Below are 17,071 nucleotides of genomic sequence, written 5' to 3'. Positions count from 1 at the left end.
GGCGTGGGATTCAACCTGCTGCCGTGGCGGCAGCGAGAGATGCGCCGGCGGCGCCGCCACAGGCTATTCGAATGGTGCGCGGCGCTGCTGCTGGGATGCACGTGTGCGGCGCCACTCGCGGCATGGCAACGGTGGCTGCGCGGCGAGGCAGAGGCGAAGCGCGAGACGCTGGAGCAGGCGGCGGCGCGACTGAGCGCGCCGCTAGCCGAGGCGAGGCGGCTGGAGAGCGAGGCAACGGCGCAACGTACCGCTGCGGAACTGGCGCAGCGGCAAGCGAAGCCGCTCAATCATCTGGTGACGCTGTTCGATGCGCTGGCCAGTGAGGCAACGGTCGGTGTCGTGTTGCAGCAGGTCGCGCAGCACGACAACGAAACGGAGCTTCAGGCGACGGCCGCCGACGAGACCGCGGCCGCTGCGTGGCTCGAACGACTGCGGACCTTGCCCGAGGCTGACGCCGTGAACGTGCGCGAGCTGAAGCGGGCCGCCCCAGCGAGCGGCGCGAAACAACAGACTGCCCCGGTGCAACCGATCCGCGTGATTGCGCGGCTTGTCTGGCGCGACGCCGCGACAGCGGCAAAGCCGGTGGCGGCCAGTAGCGCCATGGAAAAGAGGAGTGCGAAATGAATGGTGTGTTGAGCGGGCGTGTGACGTTGTTTGAGGGCGGAAACGGCGGCGCCCTGCGCCGTTGGGCGCTTTTGCATACGTGGAATGCGCGGCAGCGGCTCGGTGTCTTCGTGGTGCTGGCGGCACTTGCCGCGGGGCTTGCAGGTCTTGCCTGCGTCGCATGGGATCTCGCCGGGCTGCATGCAGCCGAGGCGGCTTTGGCCAATGCCGCAAGCTCTCTTTCGAAAGCGCAGCGAACCGTGAGCAGTTTGCCTGCGCTCCGGGCCGCGGCGGCGTCAGGAGCGTCCAGGCCGCGCCAGTACGCGGATTCCGCGGCCGACGAGGTGCGCGGCGTGTCCGAGCTCGCAGTGAGATCGGGCTTGTCCTTGTTGTCGCTCGAACCGGCGGCGTCCGGCGGATCGGGCGCAGAGGCTTACCGCATGCTCAAGCTGACCGCGCAGGGCGGTTTTGCGCAGATGCAAAGCCTGCTGGTCGGACTGACCGTGGCGCCGGGTTTGATCGTTCCCGTCGAAATCTCGATCAAGCGCAACGCAGGCAACGGGCTTTCGATTAGCGCGGCGCTGCAGGTTTTTGAACGGTTGCCTGCTGTTCATTTGAGTCGCCACGCCGCCGGCAACGAAGTCTCGCAAATCGATCCGTTCGCGGATGGCCTGGCCGTGGCGGCAGCCGCAAGTTCGCTGCGACTCGCTGGCATCCTGCAGGACAGTGGGAATATCGTCGCGCTCGTCGAAACGCCGACGAGTACCGAGGCCGTGAAAGCCGGACAGCCATTCGGCGCGGGCCGTATCGAGCAGATTGCCCCGACGCACGTGCTGCTCTCGTCCGGCGGCGCGAGCCAGCGGCTGGCCTGGGCGGAGGAGCCGAAATGAGGGGCCTGCACGCGGCGTTATTGACGCTGGCTTGCGCGGGATTCGTGGTCGATGCCGAATCCGCCGTGCCGCCGCCTCTGCCCACGCTGGAAACCGGCGCACGCGCCATCGCGCGCTATTCGGTGCCGCCGTTGCCTGACGGTGCCGATGGAGACGGCGCCACGGGTTGGACGCCCAATCCTTTCGCGAGCGAGACGAACGGAGCGAGCGAGACGAACGGCGCCCCGGGCGCCGGGGCGCAAGGCGCGGTGGGACGCGCTGGCGACGCCCCACGCAGCGGCTCCGGTGCGAGTGCGGGCGCGGGAACGAGCACGGGCGCCGCAGCCACGGCCGGCGAGCCGCTGGAAGGGCCGCCCGTCCCAATGCGTGCGTTGCCGCGGCTGAGCGATCCCGCGTCGAAGTCCGATGGTTTGCCGCCCGACCGCCCGATCACGCTGAACTTCCAGCGAGCGGAGCTCTCTGCCGTGCTCCAGGCGTTCGCGGCCTTCACCCGACTCAACATCGTAGCCAGCGAACGCGTGCGCGGCCAGGTGACGCTGCGGCTGAACCGCGTGCCGTGGCGTGTAGCCTTCGATCTGCTGCTGGAGGTGAACGGGCTCGCGATGGAGCGCACCGGCAACGTCATCTGGGTCGCGCCGGCCGCCGATCTGGCCGCCCGCGAGCGGCAGCGTTTCGAAGCGCACGCGCGGGCCGCCGAACTGGAGCCGCTGGCGAGCCGCGCGTTCGAACTGCACTACGCGCGCGCCGAGGACGTCCGGCGCCTCCTGAACGGTTCGGGTACGCAGCGCGCCCTTTCGAAGCGCGGCGCCGCGGTGGCCGACGCGCGCACGAACCTGCTCTTCGTGACCGATCTGCCCGCACGCCTCGACCAGATGGCCGACCTGATCGAACTGCTCGATACGCCCGCCCGGCAGGTGCTGATCGAGGCGCGCATCGTCGAGGGGGAGGAGGGGCTGTCGCGCGAACTGGGTGTGCGGCTGGGACTCGCGTCCACGAGCGCCGATGGTCAGGTGCGCGGTCTGCACGGCGCTCAGGACGGCACGCTCTACGACCTCACGGCCGGCGCGCTCTCGGGCTTCGGCCCCGCGCAGGCCGGGATTTCGCTGCTGGCCGCGGGTGCCACGCGCCTGCTCGATATCCAGTTGAGCGCGCTCGAGGCCGAGGGGCGCGGGCGCGTGGTGTCGAGCCCGCGCGTCGTCACGGCCGACCGCACGCGCGCCATCGTCGAGCAGGGCACCGAGGTGCCCTACCAGGCGAAAGTCGCGCAGGGGGTGTCCGGCGTGCAATTCCGCCGCGCGAGCCTGAAGCTGGAAGTCGAGCCGCAGATCACGCCCGATGGACACGTGATTCTGGACCTCGACGTGGCCAAGGACAGCGTTGGCGAGCAGACCGCCGGGGGGCCCGCAATCAATACGAAACACGTGCAGACGCGCGTCGAGATCGAGGACGGCGGCACCGTGACGATAGGCGGCATCGACGCGACCGACGACCGCGACGATGTGACGCGTGTGCCGCTCCTGGGCAAAATACCCATCCTGGGCGCGCTTTTTTCGCATCGGGCGCACCGCGACCAGCGCAGCGAACTGGTGGTGTTCATCACGCCGCGCGTCGTCGGTGAGAATTGACCCCCAATTAACGCGAGCCTGTCGCAAAGAGCCGCGGCGGCCCGCGTGGACCGGCCGCGCGCCGCCGGCGGCCGCTGCCGCCACGGCCCGCAGGCTCGACAACCCCGCCGCTTTGCCAGTAAGCTGCGGCACCAACCTCAACCTGGAAACGCTGCAAGTGCGGGACGCAAACGCCAATGTTTTTTTCGTAGGGCTCATGGGCGCCGGCAAGACGACCGTGGGCCGGGCGGTCGCGCGCCGGCTGGAGCGTGAGTTTTTCGACTCCGACCACGAGATCGAGGCCCGTACGGGCGCACGCATTCCGGTGATCTTCGAGCTGGAAGGCGAGCCGGGCTTTCGCGAGCGCGAGGCCCATATGATCGACGAACTGACGAACCGCGAGGGCATCGTGCTCGCGACCGGCGGCGGCGCCGTACTGCGGCCCGAGAACCGCGCGGCGCTCAAGGCGCGCGGCTTCGTCGTCTATCTGCGCGCGACGCCGCACGACCTGTGGCTGCGCACCCGCCGCGACAAGAACCGGCCGCTGCTGCAGACCGAAGACCCGAAGGCGCGGCTGGAAGCGCTTTATGAAGTGCGCGACCCGCTCTACCGCGAGGTCGCCGACTTCGTCATCGAAACGGGCCGGCCGTCGGTGAACGGGCTCGTCAACATGGTGCTGATGCAGCTCGACATGGCCGGCGTCGCGCGAACCCCGGCGCGCTGAGGGCGCGTCAGTCATAATGGCCAGCATGATTACCGTCAACGTCGAACTGGGCGACCGCGCCTACCCCATCCACATCGGCACCGGCCTCATCGGTCAGACGGCGCTCTTTGCGCCGCATATCGCGGGCAAGTCGGTGACGATCGTCACGAATACCGTCGTCGATCCGCTGTACGGCGACACCCTGCGTGCCGCACTCGCGCCGCTCGGCAAGGACGTCAGCACCGTGGTGCTGCCGGACGGCGAGGCGCACAAGAACTGGGAAACGCTCAACGCGATATTCGACGCGCTCCTCACCGCGCGCGCCGACCGCAAGACCACGCTGATCGCGCTCGGCGGCGGCGTGACGGGCGACATGACGGGCTTCGCCGCGGCCTGCTACATGCGCGGCGTGCCGTTCATCCAGGTGCCGACCACGCTGCTTTCGCAGGTCGATTCGTCGGTGGGCGGCAAGACGGGGATCAACCATCCGCTCGGCAAGAACATGATCGGCGCGTTCTACCAGCCGCAGGCCGTGATCGCCGATATCGGCGTGCTCTCCACGCTGCCGCCGCGCGAGCTGGCGGCCGGCATCGCCGAGGTCATCAAGACCGGCGCCATTGCCGACGCCGGATTTTTCGACTGGATCGAGGCGAACGTCGAGGCGCTGAACCGCTGCGATCCGCAGGCGCTCGCGCACGCGGTGAAGCGCTCGTGCGAGATCAAGGCATCCGTGGTGGCAGCCGACGAGCGCGAAGGCGGTCTGCGCGCGATCCTGAACTTCGGTCACACGTTCGGCCATGCGATCGAGGCGGGTCTCGGTTACGGCGAGTGGCTGCATGGCGAGGCGGTGGGCTGCGGCATGGTGATGGCGGCCGATCTCTCGGTGCGGCTCGGCCATCTGGACGAAGCCTCGCGCGAGCGGCTCGTGCGCGTGGTGGCGGCCGCGAAGCTGCCGGTGCGCGCGCCCGCGCTCGGCGCCGGCCGCTATGTCGACCTGATGCAGGTGGACAAGAAGGCCGAAGGCGGGGCGATCAAGTTCATCCTGCTGAAACGCTTCGGCGACACGCTGATCACGCGCGCGCCCGACGAGGCCGTCGCGGCTACGCTCGCCGCCACGACGAAGGACTGAGCGCGCCGCCCACACAGCTTGCGGAGGAACCGGTGAGCGACAGTCGCAGCGAACATTCAGCCGGCCAGAGCCAGATAGGCGGCGCGAGCGCTCAGCGTGCCGCTGCGCTCGAGGCGGGGCTCGCGCCCTACGCGGCTCGCGCGAGCGAGACGCGCGGACGGCGCTATCCCGAGCCGCCGCCTGCCGCGCGCAGCGAATTTCAGCGCGACCGCGACCGCATCGTCCACTCCACCGCGTTCCGCCGGCTCGAGTACAAGACCCAGGTGTTCGTGAACCACGAAGGCGATCTTTTTCGCACGCGGCTCACGCACAGCCTCGAAGTCGCGCAGATCGCGCGCTCGGTCGCGCGCAACCTGCGCGTGAACGAGGATCTCGTCGAAGCGATCTCGCTGGCTCACGATCTCGGCCATACGCCGTTCGGCCATGCCGGGCAGGATGCGCTCAACGACTGCATGCGCGAGCATGGCGGCTTCGAGCACAACCTGCAGAGCCTCGCCGTGGTGGACGAACTCGAAGAGCACTACGGCGCCTTCAACGGCCTGAATCTGTGCTTCGAGACGCGCGAGGGCATCCTCAAGCATTGCTCGCGCGAGAACGCGCGGCGGCTTGGCGATCTGGGCGAGCGCTTCCTGCTCGGGCGTCAGCCGTCGATCGAGGCGCAGATCGCCAATATCGCGGACGAGATCGCGTACAACAATCACGACGTGGACGACGGTCTGCGTTCCGGCCTGCTCGCCATCGAGCAACTGGCCGAAGTGGAACTCTGGCAGACGCACTACGAGGCGGCGTGCGCCGACTTTCCGCGGATCGAGGGGCGGCGCCTCGTTCACGAGACGGTGCGGCGCATCATCAACACGCTCGTCGTCGATCTGATCGAGGAGACGAGCCGCAATCTGGCCCGGCACGCACCGCGCTCGCTCGACGAGGTGCGCGCCGCGCCGCCGCTCGTGGCCCACAGCGCGGGCGTGGCCGCGCAGGCCGCGGCCCTCAAGCGCTTCCTCTACCGCAACCTGTACCGGCACTATCGCGTGATGCGCATGGCGAACAAGGCGCAGCGCGTGGTGAAGGGCCTCTTCGAAGCCTTCTCGGACGATTCGCGCCTCCTGCCGCCCGCTTACCAGTCGCCCGACGCTTCGGCGCAGCCGCGGCTGATCGCGCACTACATTGCCGGCATGACCGACCGGTACGCATTGAAGGAATACCGGCGCCTCTTCGTCGTCTCCGACGACGTCTGACTGCAGCGCTTCTACTTTCCGGAGTTCAACGGATGAAATCCTGGCCGTATCCGCGCGTCTGCGCGCACCGGGGCGGCGGCACGCTCGCGCCCGAGAACACGCTGGCGGGTCTGCGCACGGGCGCCCGCTTCGGGCACACGCTGGTGGAGTTCGACGCCAAGCTGTCGGCCGACGACGTCGTCTTCCTGCTGCACGACGACACGGTGGCGCGGACCTCGAACGGCCAGGGCGCCGCGGCGCAACTGCGTTACGACGAAATCGCCGCGCTCGACGCCGGCAGCTGGCGCGATGCCCGCTTCGCGGGCGAGATCATGCCCACGCTCGCCCAGGTGGCCGCGTGCTGCCGCGAAGAAGGGCTGGCGGCGAACGTGGAGATCAAGCCGTGTCCGGGCAGGGAGCGGGAGACGGGGCGGCTCGTGGCGCTTGAGGCCGCGCGGCTGTGGAGCGGGGTGACGCCGCCGCCGCTCCTGTCGTCGTTTTCGTTCGATGCGCTCGCCGCCGCCTCCGAGGCGGCGCCCGATCTGCCGCGCGGGCTGCTATTCGAGCACGTGCCCGCGGACTGGCGCGAACAGACCGCCGATCTGGCGTGCGTATCGCTGCACGCGAGCCACCGCTACCTCGACGAGGCCCTCGTCGATCGCATCAAAGCGGCTGGGCTGCACATGCTCGTCTATACGGTGAACGACCTCGAACGCGCCCGGCTGCTGGTGAGCTGGGGCGTCGATACGATCTGCACCGACCGCATCGACCTGATCGGCCCGCACGCGCTCGACGACTGAACGACGGGCGCCGGGGCGCCCGGACGAGCCGCCTTATCCGCGGCTGCGGGCCATCAGCGCGCCGGCAATCAGCGCAATGCCGCCGACGATGGCAATGGCCTGCCACGGATTGGCGTGCACGTAGTCGTCGGCCTGGGTGAACGCCTCGTCGGCGCGCTCGCGTGCCGCCACGCGCGCGACTTCCAGGCGCTCGCGCGCCGCATCGAGGCGCTTGCGAACGTCTTCGCGCAGTTGGGCCGCGTCGGCCTGGGTGCCTTCGCCGAGCGTGGTTTCGAGTTCGGCGAGGAGGTCGCGCAGTTCGTCGGCGATATCGGCCGCCGCACCGCGGCCGCGGCGTGCAATGCGCCGCGCGCGGCGGCCCGTCTTGGTCCAGGACTCTCCGAGGGCGTCTCGCGTATTGGGAAATGCGCTCATGAATGGCTCCGTATTTGACTGACCGTGCTGACTCAGGTCCAGGGTTTGCTTTACCCGCGAAAGCGGGCGGAATCAGGAGCAGTATTGCGCAAATCCGGTGCCCGGCACGCGAAGGTGTGCACACGGATGGTTGCAAAGGCCCGCCGGACGGCGCTCTGCGCCAGGGCGTGCGCTTAGGTGATTACGGGGACAGCACGGTTTTTCGCAGAGGCATAGAATCAAGGAAAGCCTGCGTGTTCCTCGGCAAGCTGGCCGGCGAAAACGGTGGGACGGGAGGGCAAGCGCCGCCCGCCGCAGGGAGCCACGAGGGCCGGCGGCGAGCGGATGAAGCAAGGGAAGCGCGACTAAAACGCGGGTGATGCAGGCGGCGCTTTAGAACGCGTAGCCGACCTTCAGGAACGTGACGATCGGGTTCAGGTGGATCTTCGCTTCCGAGCGTTGCGACAGCACGCCCACCTGGGTCTGCTTCTGCGTGTCGAGGGTGGCGATCACGTTGACCGGGATGTACGAAACCGAGAAGCCCGCGAACCAGTGCTTCGTGAAGTTGTAGTTGAAGCCCACATTAAATACCGGTGCCCAGGAACGATCCGTGGAAACGCTGGTCGGACCCCCAAGAGCCGGGCTGTTGACGAAGTTGCCGTTGGTGATCTTGGCGTCCGTGAACCAGACATAGGTGGCACCAATGCCGACATACGGGCGGAACTTCGCTTCAGGCGTGTTGAAGTAGTACTTCAGGAGGAGCGCCGGGCTCCAGAGGCGCGCCTGGCCCAGCTTGCCGAACTGGTTCAGCTGGCCCTCGCCGTTCAGGTTGAACTTCGGCGGAATGCCGAGTTCGGTTTCGGCGGCGATGTGGTCGGTGATGAAGTAACCGAAGCTGATGCCCAGCGTGTCGGAGGAACCGACGCCGGCGCCGGTGTTGCCGACCTGTTCGTTGATGGGGTTGCCGCCTACGCTGTCGATCTTGAGCGGGTCACTGGAGTCCTGCGGTGCGAAGTGGAACCATCCTGTCGTGACGTAGAACGTGTTGGCTGATTGAGCGTGTGCTGCCGAAATACCGGCGAGCGCGGCGATACCTGCCAGCGCCTGTTTTAATTTCATATATGTGCTCCTCCATAAAAGGCCCGCTCATTATGAACACAACGTTTGCAACAGACCATATGCGACCGTTAGAGGCTTCTCCCTAAGCGCCGCTAGGTTTCCGCCTAAGCCGCATCAGAGGTGCAGCAAGCCCTGGAGCGGCCTGGCGGGTCTGCGGGTATTCACCAACGGACTAATGGAAAATCGAGCATGGCACGGCTTGCACGTCTTTATGTCCCCGATCAGCCGCAGCACGTGATCCTGCGCGGGCTCGACCAGCAGCCCGCATTCGTCGATGACCAGGACTACGAGCTCTTCATCGATTGCCTGAAGGCGGCGGCGCGCGATCATCATCTGGCGGTTCATGCGTGGGTGTTGATGCCCGGCGCGGTGCAACTGCTCGTCACTCCATCCGACGAATCGAGCCTGCCGAAGGCGATGCAGGCCGTCGGGCGGCGCTACGTGGCGCACTTCAACCGGCGTTACGCGCGGCGCGGCACCCTCTGGGAAGGCCGCTATCGCGCCACGGTGATCGAGGGGGAGAAGTTCTTCCTGCTCGCGAGCCGGGTGGTCGAGCTGGCGCCGGTGCGCAATCATCTCGTCGCGGCCCCCGAGGATTACCGGTGGTCGAGCTACCGGCACCATATCGGCCTGACCGTCGATAGCCTCATCACCGACCATCCGCTGTACTGGGCGCTCGGCAATACGCCGTTCGAGCGTCAGCGCGCGTATCGCGAACTCTGCGAGCAGCCGCTCGACGAGCGCGAGACCAACCAGCTGATGCAGGCCACGCTCAAGGGCTGGGTGCTCGGCAGCGACACCTGGCGCGACTGGGCTTCGCGTTCGGCGAACCGCCGTGTTTCGCCGCTGCCGCGCGGCCGGCCGCGCAAGGTGCGCGAAGCGCCCACGCCGGCCGGTGCGCAGCCGGCGTCCCAGACGCCTGCGGGAGCGACGTCGCCGGCGGCCGGGTTTCCGGGGTCAAATCAACCGGCGCCTGCAGCGCATGGCGGGTCTGGCGCAGCGTCCGGACAACCGGGTGGTCAGTCTGCAACACATTCGGGTGCGCATTCGGGTGGCCAGGGCGACGATTCAGGCGGTCATGCACCCAGTTCGCCCGCCGCAGGCGAGAGCCCGCCGGCAAGCACCCCGCCGGCTCACGGCGAGCGCAAGCCCGGTACCGGCGCACACTGATTCTTTTCAGGATCAAGGGGTTAGCGGAAGAAGCGGCGTCTGCGGACGCCGCTTTCTTTTGCCCTCTTTTGATATGGCACTAATAAAATAATGTGCAGATGCACCATCTTGATAATTGGGGTTCAAACATGCAGTTTTATTTGCATGCCCTTGATTCGTCGCGTATATTCGCCTTTCGGCTCCCCACACGCGCACAACGCAGGGAGCTCACATCGCCCGCGCAACGCCGTACCCCGGTTCTGACTGACGGCGGGAAACAAAAGACGGAATCAACGGCCAGCCATGGCCATTCTTGGACGGTGTCCCCATGAACGATCACCTGCAGCGCGCCGCGGTGCCCGCCGCGCAAGGTCTGTATGACCCGCAAAACGAACACGACGCGTGCGGCGTCGGTTTCGTCGCCCATATCAAGGGCAAGAAGAGCCACGAAATCATTCAGCAAGGTCTGAAGATTCTCGAAAACCTCGACCACCGGGGCGCCGTGGGCGCCGACCCGCTGATGGGCGACGGCGCGGGCATCCTGATCCAGATTCCGGACGCCTTCTATCGCGAGGAAATGGCCAAGCAGGGCGTGACGCTGCCGCCGGCCGGCGAATACGGCGTGGGCATGATCTTCCTGCCGAAGGAACATGCTTCGCGTCTCGCGTGCGAACAGGAACTGGAGCGCACGGTGCGCGCCGAAGGCCAGGTCGTGCTGGGCTGGCGCGACGTGCCGGTCGATCACGCCATGCCGATCTCGCCTACCGTCAAGGCGAGCGAGCCGCTGATCCGCCAGATCTTCATCGGCCGCGGCAAGGACGTGATGGTTACCGACGCGCTCGAGCGCAAGCTGTACATCATCCGCAAGACCGCGAGCCACCGTATCCAGGCGCTCAAGCTCAAGCACGGCAAGGAATACTTCGTGCCGTCGTGCTCGGCGCGCACGGTCGTCTACAAGGGCCTGCTGCTCGCCGGCCAGGTGGGCGTGTACTACCGCGACCTGCAGGACGAGCGCGTGGTGTCGGCGCTCGCGCTCGTGCACCAGCGCTTCTCCACGAACACCTTCCCGGCGTGGGAGCTGGCTCACCCGTACCGCATGATCGCCCACAACGGCGAAATCAACACCGTGAAGGGCAACGTGAACTGGCTGAACGCGCGCACCGGCGCGATCGCCTCGCACGTGCTGGGCGACGACCTGCCCAAGCTCTGGCCGCTGATCTACCCGGGCCAGTCCGATACGGCTTCGTTCGACAACTGTCTCGAACTGCTCGTGATGGCGGGTTATCCGCTCGTCCACGCGGTCATGATGATGATCCCGGAAGCGTGGGAGCAGCACACGCTGATGGACGAGAACCGCCGCGCGTTCTACGAGTACCACGCCGCGATGATGGAGCCGTGGGACGGCCCCGCCGCGATCGCCTTCACCGACGGCCGCCAGATCGGCGCGACGCTCGACCGTAACGGCCTGCGTCCGGCGCGCTACATCGTCACCGACGACGACCTCGTCATCATGGCCTCGGAAGCCGGCACGCTGCCGATCGCCGAGTCGAAGATCGTCAAGAAGTGGCGCCTGCAGCCGGGCAAGATGTTCCTGATCGACATGGAGCACGGCCGCATCATCGACGACAAGGAACTGAAGGACAACCTCGCCAACGCCAAGCCCTACAAGAGCTGGATCGACGCCGTGCGCATCAAGCTCGACGAGATCGAGCCGAAGGCGGAAGACGTCGCGACCGCGCGCGCCGAAGCCGCCGCGCTGCTCGACCGTCAGCAGGCGTTCGGCTATACGCAGGAAGACCTCAAGTTCCTGATGGCGCCGATGGCGATGTCGGGCGAGGAAGCCGTGGGTTCGATGGGCAACGACTCGCCGCTGGCCGTCATGTCCAACAAGAACAAGACGCTCTTCAACTACTTCAAGCAGCTCTTCGCGCAGGTCACGAACCCGCCGATCGACCCGATCCGCGAGAACATGGTCATGTCGCTCGTGTCGTTCATCGGCCCGAAGCCGAACCTGCTCGACACCAACAACATCAACCCGCCGATGCGTCTCGAAGTGTCGCAGCCGGTGCTCGACTTCAAGGACATCGCCAGGATCCGCGCGATCGAGCAGTACACGGGCGGCAAGTTCAGCTCCTACGAGCTCAACATCTGCTACCCGGTGGCCTGGGGCAAGGAAGGCATCGAAGCGCGCCTCGCGTCGCTGTGCGCGGAAGCCGTCGATGCGGTGAAGTCCGGCTACAACATCCTGATCGTCTCGGACCGCCGCGCGGACCGCGACAACGTCGCGATTCCGGCGCTGCTCGCCACCTCGGCGATCCACTCGCACCTCGTGCAGCATGGCCTGCGCACGAGCACGGGCCTCGTCGTGGAAACGGGCGCGGCGCGCGAGACGCACCACTTCGCGCTGCTCGCGGGCTATGGCGCGGAAGCCGTGCATCCGTACCTCGCGATGGAAACGCTCGCGCAGATGGCTCAGGGCCTGTCGGGCGACCTCTCGGCCGACAAGGCGATCTACAACTTCACGAAGGCGGTCGGCAAGGGTCTGCAGAAGGTCATGTCGAAGATGGGCATCTCCACGTACATGTCGTACACGGGCGCCCAGATTTTCGAAGCGGTCGGCCTCGCCGACGACCTCGTGCAGAAGTACTTCAAGGGCACGGCTTCGAAGGTGGGCGGCATCGGCCTCTTCGAAGTGGCCGAGGAAGCGATCCGTCTGCATCGCGACGCGTTCAGCGACAACCCCGTGCTCGCGAACATGCTCGACGCCGGCGGCGAATACGCGTTCCGTATCCGCGGCGAAGACCACATGTGGACGCCGGATGCGATCGCCAAGCTCCAGCACTCGGCGCGCAGCAACTCGTACCAGACGTACAAGGAATACGCGCACCTCATCAACGACCAGACGAAGCGTCACATGACGTTCCGCGGCCTGTTCGAATTCCGCATCGACCCGGCGCGCGCGATCTCGATCGACGACGTCGAGCCGGCCAGGGAAATCGTCAAGCGCTTCGCCACGGGTGCGATGTCGCTCGGCTCGATCAGCACGGAAGCGCATGCGACGCTCGCCGTCGCGATGAACCGCATCGGCGGCAAGTCGAACACGGGTGAAGGCGGCGAAGACGAGAAGCGCTATCGCAACGAACTGCGCGGCATTCCGATCAAGAACGGCGACACGATGCAGTCGATCATCGGGCCGGAAGTCGTCAGGGACATTCCGCTCAAGGACGGCGATTCGCTGCGCTCGAAGATCAAGCAGGTCGCGTCGGGCCGCTTCGGCGTGACGGCCGAGTACCTTTCGTCGGCGGACCAGATCCAGATCAAGATGGCGCAGGGCGCGAAGCCCGGCGAAGGCGGCCAGCTGCCGGGCCACAAGGTGTCGGACTACATCGGCAAGCTGCGCTACTCGGTGCCGGGCGTGGGCCTCATCTCGCCGCCGCCGCACCACGACATCTACTCGATCGAAGATCTCGCGCAACTGATTCACGATCTGAAGAACGTGAACCCGGTGTCGTCGATCTCGGTGAAGCTCGTGTCCGAAGTGGGCGTGGGTACGGTGGCCGCGGGCGTGGCGAAGGCCAAGGCCGACCACGTCGTGATCGCGGGCCATGACGGCGGCACGGGCGCTTCGCCGCTCTCGTCGCTCAAGCACGCCGGCACGCCGTGGGAACTCGGCCTTGCCGAAACCCAGCAGACCCTGGTGCTGAACCAGTTGCGCGGCCGCATCCGCGTGCAGGCCGACGGCCAGATGAAGACGGGCCGCGACGTGGTGATCGGCGCGCTGCTCGGCGCGGACGAATTCGGCTTCGCCACGGCGCCGCTCGTCGTGCAGGGCTGCATCATGATGCGCAAGTGCCACCTGAACACGTGCCCGGTCGGCGTCGCGACGCAGGACCCGGTGCTGCGCGCGAAGTTCTCGGGCCAGCCCGAGCACGTCGTCAACTTCTTCTTCTTCATCGCCGAAGAAGTGCGCGAAATCATGGCGCAGCTCGGCATCCGCAAGTTCGACGACCTCGTCGGCCGGGCGGACCTGCTCGACACGCGCAAGGGCGTGGAGCACTGGAAGGCGAAGGGCCTCGACTTCTCGCGCGTGTTCTATCAGCCGCAAGTGGCCGCGGAAGTCGCGCGCAAGCACGTCGATACGCAGGACCACGGTCTCGACCGCGCGCTCGACCATACGCTGATCGAGAAGGCGAAGGCTGCGATCGAGAGCGGCGAGCATGTCTCGTTCATCCAGCCGGTGCGCAACGTGAACCGTACCGTCGGCGCGATGCTGTCGGGTGTGGTCGCGAAGAAGTACGGCCACGACGGCCTCTCCGACGACGCGATCCACATCCAGCTCAAGGGCACGGCGGGCCAGAGCTTCGGCGCCTTCCTCGCGAAGGGCATCACGCTGGATCTCGTCGGCGACGGCAACGACTACGTGGGCAAGGGCCTGTCGGGCGGCCGCATCATCATTCGTCCGACGAACGATTTCCGTGGCAAGTCCGAAGAAAACATCATCTGCGGCAACACGGTGATGTACGGCGCGATCGAAGGCGAATCGTTCTTCCGCGGCGTGGCGGGCGAGCGCTTCTGCGTGCGCAACTCGGGTGCCACGGCCGTTGTGGAAGGCACGGGCGATCACGGCTGCGAGTACATGACGGGCGGCACGGTGGTCGTGCTGGGCGAGACGGGCCGTAACTTCGCGGCTGGCATGTCGGGTGGCATCGCGTTCGTCTACGACCCGGACGGCACGTTCGCCGGCAAGTGCAACCGCGCGATGGTGACACTCGACCCGGTGCTCCAGCAGGCCGAGCAGGAACGCACGGTGGACCGCGCGCTGTGGCACGCGGGCGAGACCGACGAAGTGCTGCTCAAGGGGCTTATCGAGCGTCACTTCCAGTTCACCGGTTCGCCGCGCGCGAAGGCGCTGCTCGAAAACTGGGATGCGGCACGCCGCCAGTTCGTGAAGGTGTTCCCGACGGAATACAAGCGCGCACTGGCCGAACTGGGCGCGAAGAAGGCGAACCCGGCGAACTCGGAAGTGCTGGCTGCCTGAAGCCGCCCCGTACGGCCAGGACGGACCGTACAGACGAAGGAGCGCCCGCCGCGCGAACGCAGAATGCGCGCGGCGGCGGGCGCCGATCCCCTCACCGAATACATGGATGGACGAGAGCCAAATGGGTAAGGCAACCGGTTTTCTCGAGTACGAGCGCCAGCACGAGGCGTACGAAGCACCGCTCACGCGCGTGAAGCACTACAAGGAGTTCGTCTCCGCACTCAGCGACGCGGACGCGAAGCTCCAGGGCGCGCGCTGCATGGACTGCGGCATTCCGTTCTGCAACAACGGCTGCCCGGTCAACAACGTGATCCCCGACTTCAACGACCTGGTGTTCCGCCAGGACTGGAAGACGGCGATCGAGGTGCTGCACTCCACGAACAACTTCCCCGAGTTCACGGGGCGCATCTGCCCGGCGCCGTGCGAAGCGGCCTGCACGCTCGGCATCAACGACGACCCCGTGGGCATCAAGTCGATCGAGCACGCGATCATCGACAAGGCCTGGGCCGAGGGCTGGGTTGCGCCGCAGCCCGCGAAGCACAAGACCGGCAAGAAGGTTGCCGTGGTGGGCTCGGGCCCCGCCGGCCTCGCCGCTGCGCAGCAGCTTGCGCGCGCCGGGCACGACGTGACGGTGTTCGAGAAGAACGACCGCATCGGCGGCCTGCTGCGCTACGGCATTCCCGACTTCAAGCTGGAGAAGTGGCTGATCGATCGCCGCATGCGCCAGATGGAAGCCGAAGGCGTGACGTTCCGCTCCAACGTGTTCATCGGCCGCGGCGAGCTGCCCGCGTTCATCGGCAACACGGCGAAGGAAACCATCACGCCCGATCAGCTGAAGGAGCAGTTCGACGCCGTGGTGATCGCGGGTGGTTCGGAAACGCCGCGCGACCTGCCGACGCCGGGACGCGAGCTGCAGGGCATCTACTACGCGATGGAATTCCTGCCGCAGCAGAACAAGGTCAACGCGGGCGACAAGCTGGCGGACCAGCTCGTGGCGAAGGGCAAGCACGTCATCGTGATCGGCGGCGGCGACACCGGGTCCGACTGCGTGGGCACCTCGAACCGCCATGGCGCGAAGAGCGTCACGCAGTTCGAGCTGCTGCCGCAGCCGCCCGAAGCCGAGAACAAGCCGCTCGTCTGGCCGTACTGGCCGGTCAAGCTGCGCACCTCCTCGTCGCACGAGGAAGGCTGCCAGCGCGACTGGTCGGTGGCGACCAAGCGCTTCGAGGGCAAGAACGGCAAGGTCGAGAAGCTCGTCGCCGCGCGCGTGGAGTGGAAGGACGGCAAGATGGTCGAAGTGCCCGGTTCGGAGTTCGAAATGAAGGCCGATCTCGTGCTGCTCGCCATGGGCTTCACGCAGCCGGTTTCGCCCGTGCTCGAGGCGTTCGGCGTGGACAAGGATGCGCGCGGCAACGTGCGCGCCTCGACCGAAGGCGAGAAGGCGTATTACACGTCGGTCGACAAGGTGTTCACGGCCGGCGACATGCGCCGCGGCCAGTCGCTCGTGGTTTGGGCGATCCGCGAGGGCCGCCAGTGTGCGCGTTCCGTCGATGCGTATCTGATGGGTAGCTCGGAGTTGCCGCGTTAAGGCGCGGATATGGGACCAGAGTAAGCGCTAAAGCGCTAACTCTGGTCGACACGCGAAGGCCGTCAATGTGCGCGTTCCGTCGATGCGTATCTGATGGGCAGCTCGGAGTTGCCGCGTTAGTTGACGAAGAAGCACGAACGAGCCGTAGCGTTGCGAAGCCGGGGCGCCCATCGGGGTGCCCCGGCTTTTTTACGTCCGCCCGAACGGGGTACCATGACGCGATCCGCTTCCGTTCCCGGCCCCGACCATGTCCGAAGCCCGCGAAACCGATCAGTGGCGGCGCTGCTTCATTGCGCTCGCGCCTGACGCCGCATCGCGCGACGCGCTGGCCGCGCTCGACGTGCCCCCCAACGCGCGGCGCGTGCCCTACGCGCAACTGCACCTCACGGTGGCGTTCATCGGCGCGATGTCGTTCGGGCAGGGCGAAGTGCTTTCGCGCCGGCTAGCCGAGCACGCGCCGCCGTTACTCGCCCCTTTCGCGCCCGCGCGGGTGACGAAGATCGAATGCTGGCCGGGCCGTACGCAGCCGCGGCTGATGGTGGCGGTGCTGGCGATGTCGGAGGTCTTCACGGCGCTCGACTGGCGCGTGCGTTCGCTAATGGGCGAGGTGGGATTGCCGCTCGATGCGCGCGCCTTCCGCCCGCACGTGACGCTTGCGCGCTTCGCGCGCGATGCGGCAGCCGGGCCGGCAACGAGAGACGGCGAGGCGCTGCCGTCGCTGCGGTTCGAGTCGCTCGTGCTCTATTCGAGCACGCTCGCCCGCCAGGGCGCGCGCTACGACGCGCTCGCCAGCGTGGCGCTGGCCTGAACTGAACGGACGGCGTAGCGCCAACGGCTTTCA

At 67.0% G+C, this 17,071-nt stretch carries 12 protein-coding genes and 1 pseudogene; 11 read left to right on the top strand and 2 right to left on the bottom strand.

What is annotated here, in order from left to right; all coding sequences use genetic code 11:
* The first annotated feature begins 3 nt into the window (after nucleotides 1-3).
* From BFE01S_RS40295 to ugpQ, 7 genes are all read left to right on the top strand, one after another.
* The gene (locus BFE01S_RS40295; protein WP_156967159.1) at nucleotides 4-624 is read left to right on the top strand and encodes a fimbrial assembly protein; all 621 of its coding nucleotides are present in this window, start codon (nucleotides 4-6) and stop codon (nucleotides 622-624) included.
* Entirely contained in the window at nucleotides 621-1,493 is an 873-nt protein-coding gene (locus tag BFE01S_RS26615; protein WP_028228129.1) for a hypothetical protein, read from the top strand. The genes BFE01S_RS40295 and BFE01S_RS26615 overlap by 4 nt, the downstream gene beginning before the upstream one ends.
* Nucleotides 1,490-3,118, top strand: a complete 1,629-nt coding sequence (locus BFE01S_RS40290) for a type IV pilus secretin PilQ (RefSeq protein ID WP_042338644.1) — start codon at nucleotides 1,490-1,492, stop codon at nucleotides 3,116-3,118. Before BFE01S_RS26615 ends, BFE01S_RS40290 begins: the two co-directional genes overlap by 4 nt.
* Before the next feature lie 151 nt (nucleotides 3,119-3,269).
* Nucleotides 3,270-3,821, top strand: a complete 552-nt coding sequence (gene aroK, locus BFE01S_RS26605; protein ID WP_028228128.1) for a shikimate kinase AroK — start codon at nucleotides 3,270-3,272, stop codon at nucleotides 3,819-3,821.
* A gap of 25 nt (nucleotides 3,822-3,846) precedes the next feature.
* Nucleotides 3,847-4,929 (top strand): 3-dehydroquinate synthase, encoded by a 1,083-nt coding sequence (gene aroB, locus BFE01S_RS26600; protein WP_028228127.1) that lies wholly within the window; start codon nucleotides 3,847-3,849, stop codon nucleotides 4,927-4,929.
* Between the two features lie 74 nt (nucleotides 4,930-5,003).
* On the top strand, nucleotides 5,004-6,164 hold the full coding sequence (locus BFE01S_RS26595) for a deoxyguanosinetriphosphate triphosphohydrolase (protein ID WP_042338671.1): 1,161 nt from the start codon (nucleotides 5,004-5,006) through the stop codon (nucleotides 6,162-6,164).
* A 32-nt stretch (nucleotides 6,165-6,196) separates the two neighbouring features.
* Nucleotides 6,197-6,943, top strand: a complete 747-nt coding sequence (gene ugpQ / locus BFE01S_RS26590) for a glycerophosphodiester phosphodiesterase (RefSeq protein ID WP_028228125.1) — start codon at nucleotides 6,197-6,199, stop codon at nucleotides 6,941-6,943.
* A 33-nt stretch (nucleotides 6,944-6,976) separates the two neighbouring features.
* Here ugpQ and BFE01S_RS26585 read toward each other — a convergent pair whose 3' ends face one another.
* Both BFE01S_RS26585 and BFE01S_RS26580 read right to left on the bottom strand, forming a co-directional pair.
* Complete coding sequence (locus BFE01S_RS26585) at nucleotides 6,977-7,357, bottom strand: DUF883 family protein (protein ID WP_028228124.1); 381 nt, start codon at nucleotides 7,355-7,357, stop codon at nucleotides 6,977-6,979.
* A 372-nt stretch (nucleotides 7,358-7,729) separates the two neighbouring features.
* On the bottom strand, nucleotides 7,730-8,455 hold the full coding sequence (locus BFE01S_RS26580; RefSeq protein WP_028228123.1) for an OmpW/AlkL family protein: 726 nt from the start codon (nucleotides 8,453-8,455) through the stop codon (nucleotides 7,730-7,732).
* A 189-nt stretch (nucleotides 8,456-8,644) separates the two neighbouring features.
* Between BFE01S_RS26580 and BFE01S_RS40285 the strand changes: the two are divergent.
* The 4 genes and pseudogenes from BFE01S_RS40285 to thpR all read left to right on the top strand — a co-directional run.
* A pseudogene (locus BFE01S_RS40285) lies at nucleotides 8,645-9,340 on the top strand (transposase); the annotation flags it as partial.
* A 592-nt stretch (nucleotides 9,341-9,932) separates the two neighbouring features.
* The gene (locus BFE01S_RS26570; protein WP_028228122.1) at nucleotides 9,933-14,642 is read left to right on the top strand and encodes a glutamate synthase-related protein; all 4,710 of its coding nucleotides are present in this window, start codon (nucleotides 9,933-9,935) and stop codon (nucleotides 14,640-14,642) included.
* Between the two features lie 121 nt (nucleotides 14,643-14,763).
* A complete protein-coding gene (locus BFE01S_RS26565; protein WP_028228121.1) occupies nucleotides 14,764-16,230 on the top strand; it encodes a glutamate synthase subunit beta in 1,467 nt (488 codons plus the stop codon).
* A gap of 247 nt (nucleotides 16,231-16,477) precedes the next feature.
* Nucleotides 16,478-17,038: an RNA 2',3'-cyclic phosphodiesterase gene (thpR, locus tag BFE01S_RS26560; RefSeq protein ID WP_028228120.1), complete on the top strand. Its 561-nt coding sequence runs from the start codon at nucleotides 16,478-16,480 to the stop codon at nucleotides 17,036-17,038.
* The last annotated feature ends 33 nt before the right edge of the window (nucleotides 17,039-17,071 follow it).

Origin of the sequence: Paraburkholderia ferrariae NBRC 106233 (assembly GCF_000685035.1) — a bacterium.
In the GTDB taxonomy this organism is placed as follows: Bacteria; Pseudomonadota; Gammaproteobacteria; order Burkholderiales; family Burkholderiaceae; genus Paraburkholderia; species Paraburkholderia ferrariae.
The sequence above is the reverse complement of the archived record's forward strand: the minus strand, read 5'-3'. Positions and strand labels throughout refer to the sequence as shown.